The organism is Pseudoalteromonas sp. TB64 (genome assembly GCF_000498095.1).
Taxonomy (GTDB): domain Bacteria; phylum Pseudomonadota; class Gammaproteobacteria; order Enterobacterales; family Alteromonadaceae; genus Pseudoalteromonas.
In genome coordinates this window covers 1-18840 of sequence record NZ_AUTQ01000133.1, presented here as the reverse complement: position 1 = coordinate 18840, position 18840 = coordinate 1, and the positions used below count along the sequence as shown (strand labels likewise).

General features: G+C 38.5%; 12 protein-coding genes and 1 pseudogene. 6 read left to right on the top strand and 7 right to left on the bottom strand.

The window, feature by feature from the left end:
* The 5 genes and pseudogenes from L647_RS01000000124030 to nth form a co-directional block, all read left to right on the top strand.
* A partial coding sequence (locus tag L647_RS01000000124030) for a hypothetical protein (protein ID WP_033024378.1) occupies window positions 1-212 on the top strand: 212 nt, incomplete at its 5' end.
* Window positions 209-1269 (top strand): annotated as a pseudogene (gene rsxD / locus L647_RS01000000124025) (electron transport complex subunit RsxD). The gene L647_RS01000000124030 and the pseudogene rsxD, both read left to right, overlap by 4 nt.
* Window positions 1266-1910 carry an electron transport complex subunit RsxG gene (rsxG, locus tag L647_RS0110440; RefSeq protein WP_024611071.1) on the top strand — a complete coding sequence of 215 codons (645 nt, stop codon included), beginning with the start codon at window positions 1266-1268 and terminating at the stop codon, window positions 1908-1910. The pseudogene rsxD and the gene rsxG overlap by 4 nt, the downstream one beginning before the upstream one ends.
* Window positions 1903-2601: an electron transport complex subunit E gene (locus L647_RS0110435; protein WP_024611070.1), complete on the top strand. Its 699-nt coding sequence runs from the start codon at window positions 1903-1905 to the stop codon at window positions 2599-2601. Before rsxG ends, L647_RS0110435 begins: the two co-directional genes overlap by 8 nt.
* A 46-nt stretch (window positions 2602-2647) precedes the next feature.
* Window positions 2648-3280 carry an endonuclease III gene (gene nth, locus L647_RS0110430; protein ID WP_024611069.1) on the top strand — a complete coding sequence of 211 codons (633 nt, stop codon included), beginning with the start codon at window positions 2648-2650 and terminating at the stop codon, window positions 3278-3280.
* Between the two features lie 83 nt (window positions 3281-3363).
* On the opposite strand, the gene L647_RS1000000126385 is transcribed toward nth, so the two are convergent.
* The 4 genes from L647_RS1000000126385 to L647_RS0110410 all read right to left on the bottom strand — a co-directional run bounded on the left by L647_RS1000000126385 (window position 3364) and on the right by L647_RS0110410 (window position 7395).
* Window positions 3364-3546, bottom strand: a complete 183-nt coding sequence (locus tag L647_RS1000000126385; protein WP_024611068.1) for a hypothetical protein — start codon at window positions 3544-3546, stop codon at window positions 3364-3366.
* A gap of 236 nt (window positions 3547-3782) precedes the next feature.
* Window positions 3783-4931: an HNH endonuclease gene (locus L647_RS0110420; RefSeq protein ID WP_024611067.1), complete on the bottom strand. Its 1149-nt coding sequence runs from the start codon at window positions 4929-4931 to the stop codon at window positions 3783-3785.
* Entirely contained in the window at window positions 4931-5629 is a 699-nt protein-coding gene (locus tag L647_RS0110415; protein ID WP_024611066.1) for an OmpA family protein, read from the bottom strand. The genes L647_RS0110420 and L647_RS0110415 overlap by 1 nt, the downstream gene beginning before the upstream one ends.
* Complete coding sequence (locus tag L647_RS0110410) at window positions 5629-7395, bottom strand: hypothetical protein (RefSeq protein ID WP_024611065.1); 1767 nt, start codon at window positions 7393-7395, stop codon at window positions 5629-5631. Before L647_RS0110410 ends, L647_RS0110415 begins: the two co-directional genes overlap by 1 nt.
* A 945-nt stretch (window positions 7396-8340) precedes the next feature.
* Between L647_RS0110410 and L647_RS0110400 the strand changes: the two genes are divergently transcribed.
* Window positions 8341-10251, top strand: a complete 1911-nt coding sequence (locus L647_RS0110400; RefSeq protein ID WP_024611064.1) for an aminotransferase class V-fold PLP-dependent enzyme — start codon at window positions 8341-8343, stop codon at window positions 10249-10251.
* A gap of 369 nt (window positions 10252-10620) precedes the next feature.
* Here the strand turns inward: L647_RS0110400 and L647_RS0110395 are convergent, their stop codons facing one another.
* From L647_RS0110395 to L647_RS0110385, 3 genes are all read right to left on the bottom strand, one after another.
* Entirely contained in the window at window positions 10621-13584 is a 2964-nt protein-coding gene (locus L647_RS0110395) for a TonB-dependent receptor (protein ID WP_024611063.1), read from the bottom strand.
* Window positions 13585-14171: 587 nt separating this feature from the next.
* Complete coding sequence (locus tag L647_RS0110390) at window positions 14172-17198, bottom strand: TonB-dependent receptor (protein WP_024611062.1); 3027 nt, start codon at window positions 17196-17198, stop codon at window positions 14172-14174.
* A gap of 276 nt (window positions 17199-17474) precedes the next feature.
* Window positions 17475-18746 carry an IS4 family transposase gene (locus L647_RS0110385; protein WP_024610808.1) on the bottom strand — a complete coding sequence of 424 codons (1272 nt, stop codon included), beginning with the start codon at window positions 18744-18746 and terminating at the stop codon, window positions 17475-17477.
* Window positions 18747-18840: the final 94 nt, after the last annotated feature.

The window sequence follows — 18840 nt, the reverse complement described above, 5'->3', positions numbered from 1 at the left end:
CTGCCATTGCACGTGCTAAAGCTAAAAAAGCGGCAAAAGCACTAGAAGACGCTGATGCACCAAGCACACCAGATAAAATCGAAAATTCATCTAGCTCTGTTGAAGCTGAAGTATCTCAATCAAGCGACGATAAGAAAAAAGCAGCCGTTGCTGCCGCTATTGCCCGAGCAAAAGCCAAAAAGTTACAAAAAGAAGGAAATGATAAGTCATGAAATTAACCATGGCCAGTTCGCCGCATAATCACAGTCATAAATCGTTAACGCGATTAATGCTTACCGTTATTGCCGCGTGTATTCCTGGGCTCATTGCTCAAGTTGTTTTTTTTGGCACCGGTGTACTTATCCAACTAGTGATTGCACTTGTTGCCGTCAGTGTTTTTGAAGCCGCTATAATGCTGATGCGAAAGCGCCCTGTTTGGCCTGCTTTAAGTGATGGTAGTGCTTGGCTTACAGCCGTATTGCTAGCATTGAGTATTCCGCCCTTAGCGCCGTGGTGGATTATTATTATTGGTTGTTTATTTTCCATTGTTATCGTTAAACAATTATACGGTGGCTTAGGGTTTAATTTATTTAACCCCGCAATGGCTGCTTATGTGCTGTTACTAGTTTCATTTCCGGTGCAAATGACTTCATGGTTGCCCGTATCTGATTTATTGAATAATTCAATTGGATTTACCGATCAGCTGCGCCTTGTATTCACCGATTTTACCTCTATTGGTTACAGTTTAGATCAAGTTCGTACCGGTATTGACGGCGTTACAATGGCTACACCTCTAGATACAATTAAAACTGATGTTGGACATGGTTTAACTGTTACTGAAAGCATGCAAAAACCAATATTTAATGAATGGGCTGGTCTTGGTTGGATGTGGGTTAATTTAGGCTTTTTAGCGGGTGGTTTATACCTACTGAAAGAAAAAGTAATTAACTGGCATATCCCAGTAAGCTTTATTGCAAGTTTAGCTGTGTGTAGTGCTATTGGTTATATTGCAGCACCAGGAACTGAGCCTGGCACTTTATTTCACTTATTAAGTGGTGCCACCATGATGGGTGCATTTTTTATAGCAACCGATCCAGTATCGGCAGNGCAACCACTAATAAAGGGCGTTTAATTTACGGCGCACTTATAGGTTTATTAATCTACTTAATTCGTACCTTTGGCGGTTTTCCTGATGCGGTAGCTTTTGCAGTGTTACTGATTAACATTGCGGTACCTCTTATTGATTACTACACGCAGCCACGTACTTATGGTCACGGAGCAGTAAAATGATTATTTCGTCAATGGCTAAAAACGGCGCTATTTTAACGGCTTTTGCTTTAGTTACAACTGGATTAGTTGCCTCTATAAATGCGCTTACAGCGGATAAAATTGCCGAGCAGGAACAGCTTCACCTTACTTCTCAATTGCAAGAAGTGCTCGACCCTAGTACTTACGATAATGAACTATCAAAAGATTGCGTTATTATTTCTGATGAACGACTCGGTCCTAATGGTGATCAGATAATTTATCGTGCCCGCAAAAATAATAAACCGGTTGCCCTAGTTGTAAGGCATGTTACGCCAAATGGTTACAGTGGTGATATTAGTTTATTAACCGCCGTTTTAAGAGATGGCAGTATTGCCGGTGTACGAACCACTAAACATGAAGAAACACCTGGCTTGGGCGATAAAGTAGAAGTTAAAAAATCACTTTGGATCACGACTTTTAAAAACTTAACAGTACAAAGCGAAGACGATGCTCGCTGGGCTGTTAAAAAAGACGGTGGTCAATTTGACCAGTTTACAGGGGCAACTATTACCCCTCGTGCCGTGGTTGGCTCAGTAAAAAAAGCAGTACTGTTTGCTCAAAGTGAATTTGACGCTATTTTTGCAGCACCTAACGCTGAATGTTTAGAGGTAACTAATGAGTGAATTAAAAACACTGTATAAAGAAGGTGTATGGGTAAATAACCCTGCCCTAGTTCAGCTTTTAGGTCTTTGCCCATTATTAGCTGTTACATCGACAATTACAAACGCACTAGGTTTAGGGCTAGCTACGCTACTTGTTTTAGTCGGTTCAAACGTTAGTGTTTCAATAGTACGTAACTGGGTACCTAAAGATATTCGTATCCCTGTATTTGTAATGATCATCGCAGGCTTTGTAACCATAGTGCAGCTGCTAATGAACGCCTATACGTATGGGCTGTATCAGTCATTAGGTATTTTTATTCCACTTATCGTTACTAACTGCGCCATTATTGGTCGTGCTGAAGCATACGCCTCTAAAAATCCAGTTCACTTATCTGCCTTTGATGGCTTAATGATGGGGTTAGGCTTTATGATTGTGCTTGTCGTTTTAGGCGCAATGCGAGAGCTAATTGGTCAAGGAACTTTATTTGATAGCGCCGATTTATTATTAGGTCCGTGGGCACAAAGCTTACGCATTGAAGTATTTAACTTTGATAATCAGTTTTTACTCGCCATTTTACCACCAGGAGCATTTTTAGGTCTTGGATTGCTTATTGCCGGTAAAAACGTAATTGACGCGCAAATAAAATCAAAGCAAGTTGCACCACCAGAGGCTGAAAAAGGTCCTCGTGCACGTGTTACTAGCTTAACTTAAGGGGAAAACGCATTAGCTTAGTAAAAGCTAATGCGTTTTAAGTTGCATGAATAAAGAAAAACGTCACCAAATACTGTCGCGCCTGCGCGACGATAATCCACACCCAGTTACTGAGCTTGAATATTCAAGCCCGTTTGAGTTACTAGTAGCAGTAACACTCTCAGCGCAAGCAACCGATGTAGGCGTGAACAAAGCCACTCGAAAGTTGTTCCCTGTTGCTAATACACCACAAGCCATTTTAGATATAGGTCACGATACACTGCGTGATTATATAAAAACCATCGGCTTATTTAATTCTAAAGCTGCAAACGTTTATAAAATGTGCCAAATATTAGTTGATGAACATAACAGCATAGTGCCAGAAAATCGTGAAGCGTTAGAAGCCCTACCTGGCGTTGGCAGAAAAACAGCAAACGTAGTGTTAAATACCGCTTTTGGCTGGCCTGTAATAGCGGTAGACACGCATATTTTTCGTGTTTCTAACCGCACTAAGCTTGCCATGGGTAAAGATGTTGTGGCTGTAGAACAAAAGCTTGAAAAAGTAGTGCCTGCTGAATTTAAAGTAGACGTGCATCATTGGCTAATACTCCACGGACGTTACACCTGCGTTGCACGTAAACCTAAGTGTGGCAGCTGTATTATTGAAGACTTGTGTGAGTTTAAAGATAAAATAGAATAGCCCTAGATCTCTTTAGAGCAAATTGTGAGCGGTTAATAATTATGATACTTGGAGTCAAAATTTGGCCCTAACGAATCCCTGTATTATTTTACTGCTTGATTAAAAAAGATAAGTTCAGCTTTACTTAGCTTCTCACCTTCTATGTATTTTTGCGTTAGTACGGTACCTTTACAAAGTTTATGCCAGCGAATAACAATCGCTTTGTCATTTAATCGATTCGCTTTTTTATCATCAACATATAAGACCAAATAGATGTAGTTGCTCATAACGGAGAGGCGCATACATCAATACAGAAGCCTTTGCCAGCATGAGCTGCTTGTCACTCAGCCTGTATGATGCTCGTAAGGTTGACTAGTAATATACTCTTCTCCACATAAAAAACATACCGAACTCAACGTAAAATACAGTGGTAGTACTTTGTTTATAAAAGTACAAAACTTAGGATGTATGTCTAATTTATCCCTCTTTTGAACATTTAAATTAATCCTTCAAGATTAAATCTTTATCTAATTTGGCGCTGAAAGTTTTCAAAGTTATTTAAGGCGTCGAATGCAGTAAATACAGTCCAACCATGTCTTCTTAATATATTAGAATTACTCATATTAATAAGCACCGCTACTTTACGCCTTGGCCAGCAAAGATCTATTGACACAAATGTTTCTTTATCTTGGATAACAATCCCTAGCTCAGCACCAGGTAATCTAGTAGATTGGCATTTTTGTAAAAGGCCATCCAATGCTGTATCAGCATATTCGCGAAGGTTATCGTAATTAAACACGTCAAACTTGTGCTGCTCTCGTCTTAATTGGTTAATCTTAAGAACATCAGAGTTACTTACATTTATATGAGCATGGTGTGGTTGCTTTTTATGACAATCAACACAGAGTACTCTCAAATTATCTCGTTGGTTATTAGCTTTATTACCATTAATATGATGAGTATGGAGTAATTTTTTTTCAGACTTTAGATCAACTCCACATTGTTCACAGCAATAATCTAAATCGCTTCTCAACTTAGATGAAATTGACGACCAATCCGAAGTATAGTTTCCAGCTCTAAAACCAGCAGTACTTTGCGGTAGAGATTTAAAATATGAGCTATATGCCTCAAAGAATTTTGAATATGAAAACGAATTTATTAACTGATTTTTTTCACTCCATCCTAACTGGGAAAAGTTATTATGATTTAGTAAAACTAAACAGTTTTGACAAACAGCTAAGTCAGCGTCGCCTTTAAGCTCTTTGCGAGAATGATAATCGCCCCCAAAAACAGGAAAAAAACCATCAACACGACTAATCACGTCGTAGCGATCATTAAATCGTCCTCTTTCTCGCATTCCGATTATTGTTTTACATTCAGCAACATGTACTCTTCTTGCTCCCTTTTGCTTCCCATCTTGTAAAACACTTGAGATGTTACCACCTTGATCAGGTATATAAAGCATAACTTGATGACCATCATAATTTAAGACACCGTTTGACCCATCAATTTCATCTAACTGTATATCTTTCCCTAAGATCATCCCTTGATTAAGGTGACTGCCAATGCTTTCGAGTTCAGAAGCATCACTAGTGATAGAAAAGTCTGTTACTACTTGCCCTAAGGGTGCTACCGCTCTATGTAACGCACTAAAATCAACGGTTAGTTTCATTACTGCGCCTCCAGTATCCGTTTTATTTGAATATCAGCATTGGTAATTGCCCTAAAAGATACACGCCTTGACCTTGCTGCATCTTCCACACCATTCTCTTTAATCAAGCGTGAAGATGAAAAACCAACTGCAGCAATATTAGCTTTAATCCAATCAGCCTCATTAGGCATAAGAGCATAACCATACTCTAATACAGAACGAGTTCGCCCCTGAGATAAACGCATATTATAAAAATATGCTTTAGCCTCTGTTGAACCTCTTAAACCAACACTTGAGGTATGACCCTCAATACGAATTTCATCTAAAGAGTCTCTGAACGGGGCAAGCACGTTGATATATCGAGGGAAAAAGTCGTTTAATATTTCTTTATATGCGTCACTTAATCTAGTTTCATTATTAGCAAATAAAACATCTGGAGATTGGAAGTTAAACGCTAGTGTTTCTTTGTCTATTGTTGCTCCCCACTTACCAAGGTCTCTTTTAAATTCGCTTTCTAAAGCTTCATAAATAGCAACTTGGTTTTGTTGATAAGCAACAGCAACATCTTTAATCTTATCGTTTTCTTTTTGAGTTATCATCATAAAAACGATAGCTATAAACAAGAATACAACCATTAGACCAGCCATCAAATCTGATACAGTTAACCAATGGTCACCACTATCTTGAGAGGTGTTTTGAGAGCCAAATATCTTTTCCATTACATTACTCGCTGACTTACAACTTCATTCATAGCTTTAGTTAGCTTAATGTAATCATCAACAAATTTACCGCTTACCTGTGCAAGTGCTTTACCCATTTCGTTCATTACACGGTTTACTTCTTGCTGCATCGCAGTATCAATAAGTTTTAGTTGTGAGTCTACGGCTTCGCCAGTCATACCAACCTGCTTTTTAACCTCATTTTCCATTGCATCAAAGGTACGTTTAGCTTGGTTAATTTGCTGTGTAGCTGCATCGTCAATAACTTCATTAAGGCGTTGCTGAAGTTTTTCAGCTGACTTAACTACAGTGTCACGCACCTGCTCTGTATCTGTTACAAGGTTTTGATTAGCTTGCTTCATAGTTGAAGTAATGTCTTTAGCGTCATCCACTAATTTTTCAATCATGTCTCGCATATTGTTATTTAGGTCAGTCACTGTATCTTGTAAGTGCTGCTTAATTACTTCAGTTTGCGACTGTAAATGATCCGATGTTGTTTTTAAGCTTTCGTTAGTTCGAGCTGTATTATCTGTAAACTCATTACCTGCAGTTTGGATTTCTTTACCAATCTTATCCGAGCTTTCTATCAAGCGATCGCCAACACTATTGATGCCTTTCTCTGTTTCATAAGCAAACTTGTCTAATAAATCATTAGATGTCTGAACGTGAGCTTTTATGTAATCGTCTGATTGCGTAAGAAGGGTTTTATAATGGTCACTCGCTGTTGTTACAGCAGCCGATATATCGTTCACTGTAGCTTCAACTTGTTTTTGAATTTGCGGGACGGCTTCAACAGCTTTATCGCGCATATCTTTAAAGGCCTCTAAGTGGCGTTCAAGCTCAGCTAATTGATGTTGATTAACTTCCATAACACCTTTTAATTCACCCATCGATTGAGGAATTATTTGGCTTTGCTCACTAATATGAGCAACAGATGATTCAGTTGCAGAAATAGAAGCAACACCATGAGCATATTGGTCACTCATTTCTTTAAGCTGAACTTTATAGTTTTCTTGCCATTCAACTAATTTAATTACCGCTTCATTTAATTGTTTAAAGTTATCACCAAACTGCTCTGTTAAGTTGTTATTAAAATCACTAATCACCTGTTTTAGTGCTTCAATAACTTGCTCTGTAGCTGACTTTGATAAAGTATCTGCAAAGTCTTGTAGTTTAAGCCATAGCTTTTCACTAAACGCCTCAAAGTTCTCTTGTTGTTTTACAGCTTGTTCTTGGGCAATATTTATCGATGTTTTTGCATTATCATTAATATCACCACGTAATATTTTTAATTGCCCAAACAGTGTTGACTCTTCATTACCAACAATCGCCTCTTTTAAAACTTTTGTTTCTGCAACCTGCGCTTGCATAGCACCTAATATCGCCTCAGGTGTTGCATGAGAAATGCTATCTTCTAGTTGCTTAGGTTTTAAAAACGAAAACGTAGACAGTGTTTTAAACACTAAAGATAAAAATATACCCGCTAAACTTGTAATAAATGCCGTTTTTAAACCCGCGAGCAACAACGGAATACTGGCTTCTATGTCACTTTGGTTAAATTCTAATAAACCAAGAACTATACCTAAGAAAGTACCAAAAATACCCATAGTAGTTAATAGTGTTGGAACAAACTGAACAAACTCAATTTGTTTAGCTTTTTTGGTGTAAAACAAACCTAAACCAAAAACAAAAAGCATTAAAATTAAAACAACACCACTAACAACGCTTGTATCAAAACCGCGTAGTAAACTTTCTAGTATATCCATATGATTTATCTTTTGTACTCTCGTAATTAAATAGACAACTACTTTGAAACCTCAAAGCAGAAAACACGCATTAATGGCGATAGAAAGAATTATAAAGAGGTATAAAATTAACAGTGGGGATTTGGTAGTACTGCTCGGCTTTTATCCATAAAATCTTTACGTTCCCTTTCGCCATCCACAACTAAAATAAAGCAATACTTTAGTTGTGGCGAGATAGTATATAAATCAACTGTGATAAGCAAAAAAAACAATGATAAAAAACTAAAAAGCGGATTATATAGGCGAAGTTTAAGCTTAAGTTCAATAGCCTTAAATTTTCAAGTTAATATTGGGCTTTATTATCTATCATGTCGTGAAGTAGTGGCTGGGATCCTTATGGACTTCCCATAGCTTACTGGGCTGCCGGATAGAGCGATGATAAAGTGATTCATCAATCAGATACTGTAGGTGTCACATCCTTTTTAAAACTCGTAGACATTGAGTCATTAGGATCTCATGATTACGTTTGTTTCAGTGAAGATGATGCCAAACTATTATTTAGCTGGTCATCCATGCCCCCTATATTTGTTGATATGGCTTAGAAGATAATTATGAAACACTCATTTATGTAGCTCTAAGTATTCTATTTGGTGGAGCTGTTAGCTATATATGCAACTAGCATGTATGAAGATGGTAATTACGTATTTTGGTCTTACATAAGCAAGGGAAAACGGCTTAAGAAGGTAGTAATTTCAGCAGATTTTGTAGTTGCATACAAAGCGATTGAAAAAATATGCGAATAAAGTGGTTTTGCTTATAATCAGACAGCAAGAGGTGTCTGTTCTCTAGCCCCCACACCACCATAGTGGTCAATTAAATTGTACAATTATCAAAGTATTAATTTCACAAGTCTCACTCCTTTGGTTATGCTAATGAGCATTATAAAATTATATTGCGAAACCCTCTATGTTACCTCTACTTCGTATCTTGATAATTGAGCAAGACCCAGCCACTTTACAAGGTCTTTCAACGAATCTGTCAAAGACCATTCCTAACTTTGAGCGAGATGATATTCATATCGATATTATTGAGTGCCTCGAGCTAAAGCACGCGCTGGAATGTGTAGAGGAAGATGGTGATATTCAAGCTGTGATTCTCAGCTGGGATATGCACAACAAAGTGGGTGAGCGGATGTATAGCCGCTTTATTGAAGAGTTAAAGGCAATTCGCCTTGAGTTGCCGGTTTATGTTATCGGCGACGACACCAAAGGGCTGGAGATCGTTAACGAATCGGAAGAAATCGAATCCTTCTTTTTTAAAGATGAGGTAATTTCTGACCCAGAAGCTATTTTAGGTTATATGATTAACGATTTTGACGACCGTTCAGAAACGCCATTTTGGACGGCGTATCGTCGTTATGTTGGCGAAGCAAACGACTCTTGGCACACACCGGGTCATAGCGGTGGCTCTAGCTTTAGAAACTCCCCTTATATCAAAGATTTTTATCAGTTTTATGGCCGCAATGTATTTGTTGGCGACCTGTCGGTTTCGGTAGACTCGTTGGGTTCATTGTCAGACAGCACCAATACTATTGGCCGCGCTCAAGAATCAGCAGCGGCGACGTTTGAAGTTAAGCACACCTACTTTGTTACAAACGGTTCGTCTACCTCAAATAAGATCATCTTGCAGACACTGCTGCGCAAGGGAGATAAAGTAATTGTCGACCGTAATTGCCATAAGTCAGTACACTATGGCATCTTGCAATCAGCTAGTTACCCCATTTATTTGGCGAGTATTTTAAATCCAAAATATGGAATTTTCGCGCCACCGTCGTTGGCCGACATCAAGTTGGCAATTGAAAACAATACTGATGCTAAATTACTAGTGCTTACCGGTTGTACTTACGATGGCCTGCTTAGCGACCTGAAACAAGTGGTAGATTATGCTCATCAACATGGTATCAAGGTGTTTATAGATGAAGCCTGGTTTGCATACTCATTGTTTCATCCTAGCTTTCGTCATTATTCTGCAATACATGCTGGGGCTGACTACATTACGCATTCGGCGCATAAAGTAGTATCGGCGTTTTCTCAGGCGTCTTATATTCATATTAACGATCCCGATTTCGATGCTGATTTCTTTCGAGAGATTTACAGTATCTACGCCAGCACATCGCCTAAATATCAGCTTATTGCGTCTCTTGACGTGTGCCAAAAGCAATTAGAGATGGAAGGTTATAAACTGCTCAATGCGCTGTTAAATCATGTTGAAGAATTTAAACAACAGATGGCGTCGCTTAAGCAAATTAAAGTGCTAGGTAAGCAAGACTTTATGGAAATATTCCCACATTTTAGTGGCGACAACATGGGTCACGACCCATTAAAAATCCTTATTGATATTAGTGAGCTACCTTATTCATTAAAAGATATTCATAAATATTTACTGGACGAAATTGGGCTAGAAATAGAGAAATACACTCACAGCACCATCTTGGTTTTACTTACGCTTGGTGGCACGCGTTCAAAGATAATTCGTTTGTACAATGCGTTGAAAAAGCTAGATGGAGGTAAGGTAAAACTGTCGAAATCGACGCGCAGAGCCCGCTTACCTGAAAATTTACCTGCCATCGACTTGGCTTGTATTCCAAGCGACGCTTTTTATGGCGATCGCGAATCTGTGCCAATCAGCAAAAGCAACAACCGTATTTGCGCAGGTTTAGTCACCCCATATCCACCAGGCATTCCGCTTTTGGTACCGGGTCAGCATATCACTACAGATCATATTGAATATTTGCAAGAGTTGGCGAGCCAAGGACTAACAATTCAAGGCAGTTTCGATGGTGAAATCTACGTTCTTAAAGGTAAGGTTAAAAAATAAAAGTATTTGTTTAATACTACCACGATCATTATTACTGAGCAGCAATGTCGCAAGACATTGCTGCTACATAAAGCGTTATTGTGTAAGTTATAATTCTGATTACACCAATAACACTTAGGATACTAATTTCGTGTCATCTGTAGGTACTACCGTGGTTTTAGTCCGGTGCATAATTAACAGTTGCTCTAGTTTAATACCATCGATATCTATGGCTTCGAATTTGTAACACTTATTGATAAAACACTCTCTGAAAAGCAGATGAAACTCGCAGACTATATCTATTTAAAAATAAAAAAAGCAAGCCTGACGGCTTGCTTTTGATCGTCTCTAAAGACAACACACTTTATAATCTAAATTTAGTAACTGCTTTTAAAATCTATAACTAGCACCAAACGTTATACGGCGGTCTGTAAGACCTTGGAAACAAAGTAGAGCACCCTCGTTAACACAAGACTGATTAACTTCTGATTCGGTTAAGTTAACTGCTTCTATACCGATGTTTAGTTGATCATTCACATCATAACTTATGCTGGCATTAAGTTGTCCTCTGTCCTCTTGAACAACAGGAAAACCCCATGGGAAGCTTGATGTACTACCAAAATCGGTTGAGCGATAACCTTCACGCCATGTATAGCGAGCGCGTGCAGACAAACCGTATTTTTCATAGTAAAAGGTCACGTTATATGCATTTTCAGACAGGTCGATTAGTGACTGTTTAGCACTTATATCTGCATCAGGATTTCCGGTTGTTAATGCAAAAACAGCATTAGCACGGCTTGTTGCAGTATCAAACGATTCTCCACCAGAGAACTCTTGGTAAGTATAGTTTGCAACGATACCAAAACCAGATGCCCACCCTAGTTCTTTTTCAAAACTTGATAAGTCATATTGAGCTGCAAGCTCTAAACCCTGCTGTGTTGTTTCACCTGAGTCATTAATCGTTGTTTGTGTTGGTACACAAAGCCCTACTCCGGCGTCAGGACCAAATACATTTATATCTGCAATTGGGTTAAATATGCCGCCGCCTTCACACTCTGGACCACTTGTGTCGCGAAATCCTGTGCTTGGATCTTCAAACGGGTCAACTTGTTGAGTAACGTGTAAGTCGCTACGGGTTTTATGAAAATACCCTACACTTAATAAAGCAGCAGGTGCAAAATACCAATCAGTTGAAACATCAAAAGACGTTACTTCTTCTGGTACTAATCCAGAATTACCGATTGATACTGCGCTATTAGGGCTTGTGCCAAAGGTAACTGATGTTGATAAATCATCAAAATCAGGGCGTCTTATATCTTTTGACCAACCCAATCTAACAATCACATCTTCGCTTACGTTTGCAGATATATTGATTCGTGGCAGTAAGAAGTCGTAATCACCTTTAGAGGTTACTTGAGTTACTAGCTCATTACCGCTGCCATCTTGAGTAACTGAGTTACCTACCGATGTTACGTCTGTTTCTAAATAACGCAGACCAAAGTTACCTCGAAATATGCCGTACTCAAAGTTAGCTTGTGCGTATAAGGCGTGAGTTTCTTCTTCAATATCAAAAAAGGCATTCACAAGAGACGTTGGAGAGCTAATTGGACCGCGATCAGAGCCTGTTATTGCATTATTTGCTTCAATTGCTTGATTAAGTGCCGCTAAAACACCTTCAGGGTCAGAAGAAGCAAGCTCAGGGTTAATAAGCAAGAAATCACGAATATAAAGCTCTCGTCCATCTGCATCATTAAAGTTATCAGGACCCGCTGTTAATATATCAGCAAATAAATCGCCAGTCGGGCTATCAGCCAAATTTCTTAAACCAACGTTTGAGCGAACCTGATCAGATACACTACTGGTTTTACTGTAACGGTAGCCAAAATCGACTGACGTTATTACGTCATCTAAGTAATAAGTAAAGTCTGTGCGAAATGCATCTTCTGTATTTTCAGATTCATCTTGCCCTTGGTTTACATCACGTAAAACAACATTTGCTGGGTCGAGTAGCTGAGCCATAGTGGGTGCATTTGCTTCACCGGTTGCAATGCCAAATGTAAGTGCATTACCCGTTAAGTCATATTCAAATGGAGTGCCGTTTTCGTTTGATGAGTTAGTCGCAACATTTGGGTTTATAAAGTTAAGTGTTGTATTAAAACTTGGCGTAGATGAGTCTGCACGAGATGTTGAAGCTTCAACACTTGCAAATAGTCTATCACCTTGCCATTCACCACCAATTCTAAATATTTTACTCTCAGTGATACGTGAATTTGTATCACTAGAAAAACGTAAGTTAGGATCGCCACCGCCGTCTTCTACTGGAATAACGCCTCTTACTGCCGCTTGTATGCTTCCTAAGTTTTGACCATCAAGAGAGCCAAAGTTAACTGTTTCAAATTCACTTGGTATCGATACATCTCTGAGATCACTTAAACCAGATGCTTGTACTCTTGAGCTTTCTTGGCGTCGTTCTTGGTCATTAACAACAGCATCAAAATAAAACTTCATATTATCGTTTGGCGCATATTCAAACGTACCAGCAAAGTTTTTTGTCTCGTATTCGTAATTATCGTAATCTTGAATTAAAAATTGAACCGGTAAAAAGTCGAACGATTGTGCGCTTGCAGCTCCGCTATCAGCTGCTACTGAATTATCTCTGTCAGCGCGAGGACGAAATGCGGTTACATCTTGCTCACTGTAACTACCACTAAATACAACACCAAACTTACCACCAGAATCAAGTTCCCAGTTATCACCCCAAGCGCCAGAAACTCGAGGGGTAACACCATCGGTTGATAAGCTGCTATCTTCACCTTGGACTCTTATTGAGCCTAGTGTTTCATTTAATTGCAGTGGGCGGATTGTTTTAAGATTTATTGTTGCGCCTACTGAGCCTTCAATTGTTTTAGCTTCAGGTGACTTAATGACTTCAACGCCAGAAATAATAGCGGCAGAAACATCTTCAAAGCTAATACCGCTTCGACCAGAACCCGAACCAACTGTTGATACACCGTTTACTTCTGTGCGATTTGCATTGGTACCACGGATTTGAACACCAGTACCAACCCCTGCTTCGCGGGTGATTTGAATACCCGTGACATTTTCTAGTACTTCGGCAAGATTTTGATCGGGTAACTTACCAATATCTACAGCTTCAATAATTTCAACGAGACTGTCTGCCGAGCGCTTTTGTGCAAGCGCATTTGTCAGTGATTGTCGAATCCCTGAGACTTCAATAATTTCAAGATCGTCTGCCACTTTTTTTTGTGTTTCTTGAGCTTGTGTAGACAAAGACATACTAAGTGCTGTTGCCGATAAAACGGCCAGTGTGATTTTAGATAACTTGTGACTCATAGTTTTTTTCCTGTGTGTGTGAAATGCTATGTAACCAGCTACTTTATTATTTTTATTAAATCCCTTTAATTATTACAAAACCTTAACTTTATATTTACACTCAACCTTTAAAAGGTCAACCTTTTGGTAATCTATTTAGGTGAAATATTATGCAATATGTTATTACCAAAATAATTAAAGCTCGTTATTCTAATTAATAAACATTAACTTTATTCTTTAATTCGTTGTTATATAAATACTTTAAATTAAAACTCAGGAAGAAGTTACAAAGACGACAGCCAAACACGTTTATTATTTTTAAACTAAAATAATTTTAATTGTATTGAATAAAATTCAAACAGCGCAATAAGAGCCATATAATTGGTTAACCAATTTATGTTTATTCGCTAAAAAAGCAAAATAGAGTGCTATTTATTTTAAAACTGGATTTATTACGTGGCTAAAGAAGACGTTCAACTTATATGGCATTAATGAAGTTGTTTTGCTGTTAATTAGAATTTACTGAGGAATAAAAATAAGAGGATTTAAGATCACAAAAAGACGGTAAACCGTCTTTTTGTGATTTGCTTTAATAATTTTAAATATTATTAAAGTTTGTAGCTTAAGCCTAAGAATAAACGAGGACCGTAGTCATTCACTTCGCCTAGGTTACCTTCAACAAAGAAGTCTTGTGATTTAGGTGCGCTAAACAAGTTAATTGCTTCGGCTTTAATTCTGAAGTGCTCATCAATTTTATATGATGCACGCATTTCCCATACACCTACTGCATCAACATAACGTAAACGAGTACCATTGCTTGTGTAAGGTTGGAAATACTCACTACGGTATTTGTAAATAACCGCAGTATCAAATCCACCAATTTGGTAGTACAACTGGCTGCTAAACACATGCTTAGAAAAACCAGGAACTGCACCAGGCTCAATAATACCATCAGTTAACTGTGTAGTATTGCCGTCTAAATCAGTCTCAAACGTATCACCGTACAAGCTATCTTCAAACTCGAAATCAGTATCTGCAAAGTTATAACCAAACTTCATACCGATGCCATTATCCCAACGATAAGAAAATGAAGCCTCAAGACCAAAAATTTCACTTTCATCATCTGTAGTCACTGAGTTGGTAACAGGAAGAGAAACTGTTTCACCCCCAATCACGTAATTCTCAAGTACAGTTTGTTGCTGGAAGCCACCTTGGAACTGTTTATAATAAAGACTCATTGCGAAAATTGAATCATCATTTGGATACCACTCAAATGCAGCATCGTAGTTCCATGACATAAGTGGTTGTGTATCAGGGTTACCTGAACCGTCAACTGTTAATAGGTCAGAAAGAGAAAGTGCAACCGATTCATCATCAGTAACAAAGTCACGATCGAAACCTAAATCAGAAGGGTCGGCACGTGACATACCACGGTAAATACCCGCGCGAAGTAAAATGTCTTCACTATAATCTACAACTAAGTTAAAGCTAGGAAGGTACTTGGTATAACTACCTCCTCCTTTTACTTTTTCTAAAGAGTTGCCTTCAACAAGTTCAACAACGCCCGTAACTTCGTCTACATTAACGCTATAATTACTTCTAAAACCAATAGAAGTTACATCAGTATCAACAACTCGAAGACCAAAGTTACCGCGAATAAACTTGCCAAACATTTCTGTATCGTAACTAGCCATTAAGTAAGCTGAAGTAGTTTTTTCTGTTACATCGATAGTACCAGCATTTTCGTATTCAACTTCTGGATAAGCAAACTCACCATCAACATTAGAACCTGTAACAGCTTGTGAAAAACATACATTATCGTAAGTTGCCCAAGAAGAGCCTGTACCACTGCTTACAACATTACCATCGCTGTCGATGTTAGTAACAATGTCGCCATCCGAAACGCTTGAAAGAAAACCTGACTCAGGGAAGTCAATTTGACACCCTTCAAGTACATTAATCGCGTCAGTACCTGAATCTAATGTAAATTCATTTCTTGAACCATTACCTTGGGTACCACCAAACTGAATAAAGCTCAATTCAGACGTTCTTACACCACCTTCTATACTTGTAAATACATTGCCTTCCAATGCATAGTCGAAGTCTAAACGCGCAGATTTTATTACGTTTTCACGTACATTTTCACGGTCAAGGCGTGTTCTTAAGCTGTCTGTAAAGTTTGAAATATCAGTAACATCAAAATCTGTTAATGTGAAATGAGGTATCTCATCGCCCATATCCCATGAGAAGAAGTTACGATCTGCGGTTCTGCCGCGGTTCGAAATTTGTAACTCTTCACGTTCTGTTTTTGAGTACGCTAAATCAAGATCAACTGTTAATCGATCGGTAACATTGTGCTCAATGTTTAAACCATAACCTTGATAATTTTCTTCACGTGAGAATTGCTCACCTGCAGATTCAATTCGCTCTTCACCTTCCCAATGAAGGATCCCGCCAACATCATTAGTAACAAGTGTTGGACCTGTTACACCTGGTGTTGCACGTTTTTGTAAAAATATTAAGTCGTGACGCGCTTCTTTTTGTGTTCTATCTGAAATTTGGGTATCGAAGTTAATATCCCATGAGTCTGATGGCTGAAATTGTAATGCAAAAAACACAGCATCACGCTCATCAGATGTTTCATTTTGACGGTAGCTTCGGCTACTACCAGTCCACGCATAAGGAGTACCATCACTTACAGCTTCACCTGTTTCTGGATCAATTGCTGTATCGTAACCTTGATTGTTACTACCACTTACCTGATCTTCACAATCACCGGCACTACTACGGTAAAAGCCTTCATTAGTGTTATTAGGATCGTTTATACATGCCCATAATGATGAGCCTGATGGGCTGGAACTTCTGTATTCAGCTTCTGGTTGGCTTATATCTTGGCGTTGAACACCAAACGACACCCCTAAAGCTTGACCGTTATCGAATTCAAACTGGTCAACATAACTAAACGTACCACGGTAACCTGCATCGCTTTGTAGTGAATTCTCTACATTGCCTTCATCTGGGTTGTAGTTTAATTTAACTTCAGCTGAAACACGTTGTTTACCAAAATCTAATGGCGTAACTGTTTCAAGTGCAATAACACCTGCAACACCACCTTCAATCATTGAAGCATCTTGTGTTTTATAAATTGCTATTTTCTTTACTAGCTCAGACGGAAACTGTGAAAAGTTAACTGAACGGTCACCACCACCATTGGTCGCTTCACGACCATTGATATGAGTAGCACTTAAAAATGGTCCAAGACCACGAATAGTAATTTCTGTTGCGCCACCATTTTCACGGTGAGATGCAGCACCCGTAATTGATTCTAATGCTTCACCAATAGACAGTGCAGGCAAGTCGCCAATGTCTTCAGATGAAAGTCCGTCTACAACAGTAGTTGACTCTCGCTTTATAGCAATTTGGTCTTGAATCGTTCTACGTGTACCGGTAACACTGATTATTTCAACGTCCGGTTCGACTTCTGTCGTCTTATCTTGTGCTTCTTGAGCTTGTGCTGTAAATGCACAAGAACCAGCCATACTTGCTATAACAGCTGTTCTTACCCATTTTGCAGTTGGACTTAAAGCGAACTTTTCTGTTATAGAATTATTATTTTTTTCTGACTTCAACGACATTAGAATACTCCGTTGGTTGTTGTAGTGTAATTTTAATTGTGTGTCACTTGTTATACTTGTGTATACATGATGTGAAGGTCATGGTTAATATACTCAATTGCACCAGCTTGATCAACCAATTTGAGATTAAAATATTACCATAAGGTATACCAATTCTAATTCATCGGCATTACCAGTGGGTAACATAGGTTTAAGTAGAACGGTTATAAATAAAAATAGCCAATAAAAAAGCCCCTAAATAGGGGCTTATGTTAATAGAAGTTCATAGGTTAGACATTAAGAGATAATTGGATTCAGGCCGCATTTTAATCGTCCTTTTTCTTTATCTCTTTTTGGGTTCGCTCTTCGTGCATATTTTGACAAAAAACTGATAGTTTTTTGCCATGCTTTATTCAGTGTCGATATCACGCCTTGTGTTATCGACTCCATTAATTGATAAAACCAACCTTGGGTGTTTTTTGCTACCATAAATGTTGATAGCTCAATACCGGCAAGTTGTTGAACACTCATGCCTATTCGCCTCTTTACTAACAACGTCAATAAACTTGCCCACACCAAGCCTTCCATCATGCTCGCTTTTCTGGTGTTAAATTTTTGCAGGTTGCAATAAGACTTCCATTCTTTAAACAGTAACTCTATTTGCCACCTGAGACTGTAGAGCTTTATTACCGCTTCAGCGCTAAATTTTTCTCGATTTAAGTTCGTTGCCCAATAAGTAGGCTCACTTTTTCCTCTAGGCCAGCTCGCAATCAATCGATAATTAGTTTTACCTTCCACATCCATATCGACAATAACACTACGACGAATATGCTTTTTAACGTCCTTTTGCTTCTTCTGTGAAAACCGTTTTAACGCGTTACCGTGACGATTAAAAGCAGCTACTACGGTTGGATTAACCGTGGTTTTAGCCCTGACAACATAAAAGCCTCCTGCTGTATCAATTGATTCAAGATACGATAACTTAAAATAACCTCTATCCGCTAAAAACAAGGTGTCGACTAACGATTTAGCATCAGGTAAAAAATCATATTCAGCTTGGCTATCAGGACTCACTGAGATTTCTTCGGGATAACCTTGAAGCACATCCCAACTCACATGAACCTCTATTGCCGCAGGACTTATTTTAGTAAAGCGACCTTTAAAGGTATCTTTTAAACTATCGTGCACTGCGAACGAACTTCCGTCTTGCAATATGATGCGTTTGAAATCTGACAGTGTGACTTCTGTGCCGAGTATTTGTTGCTGCCATTCATTTAACGCCACATCGACCAGTGATTTCATCAATTGGCTGAATTCAGGCTTACTCAGTTGATTGTGAAACGGTTTATATTGAACATCAGTTTCCGTCAACTTCACAAAATAACGATGTAAATCTGTCACGGTGTTTACCGATTTATCGCCTAGAGCCGTTATTAACGACATGACTAATTCGAAAGGTTTTATTATTCGTTTACGGCTACAAAAACGGCTTGTTTTACCTATTTCGTTAATATTAAAATCGTTAAGCACTTTCGTTATTTTGTTTAACTCAGTATTATATTTATTCATGCTCTGCTTTTGGGATAGATAGTGGTTTGGCGATTACTATCAGATCAAATTCAGAGCATGTTTTCAAGTTTTATTCCTTAAGATCCAACCTATG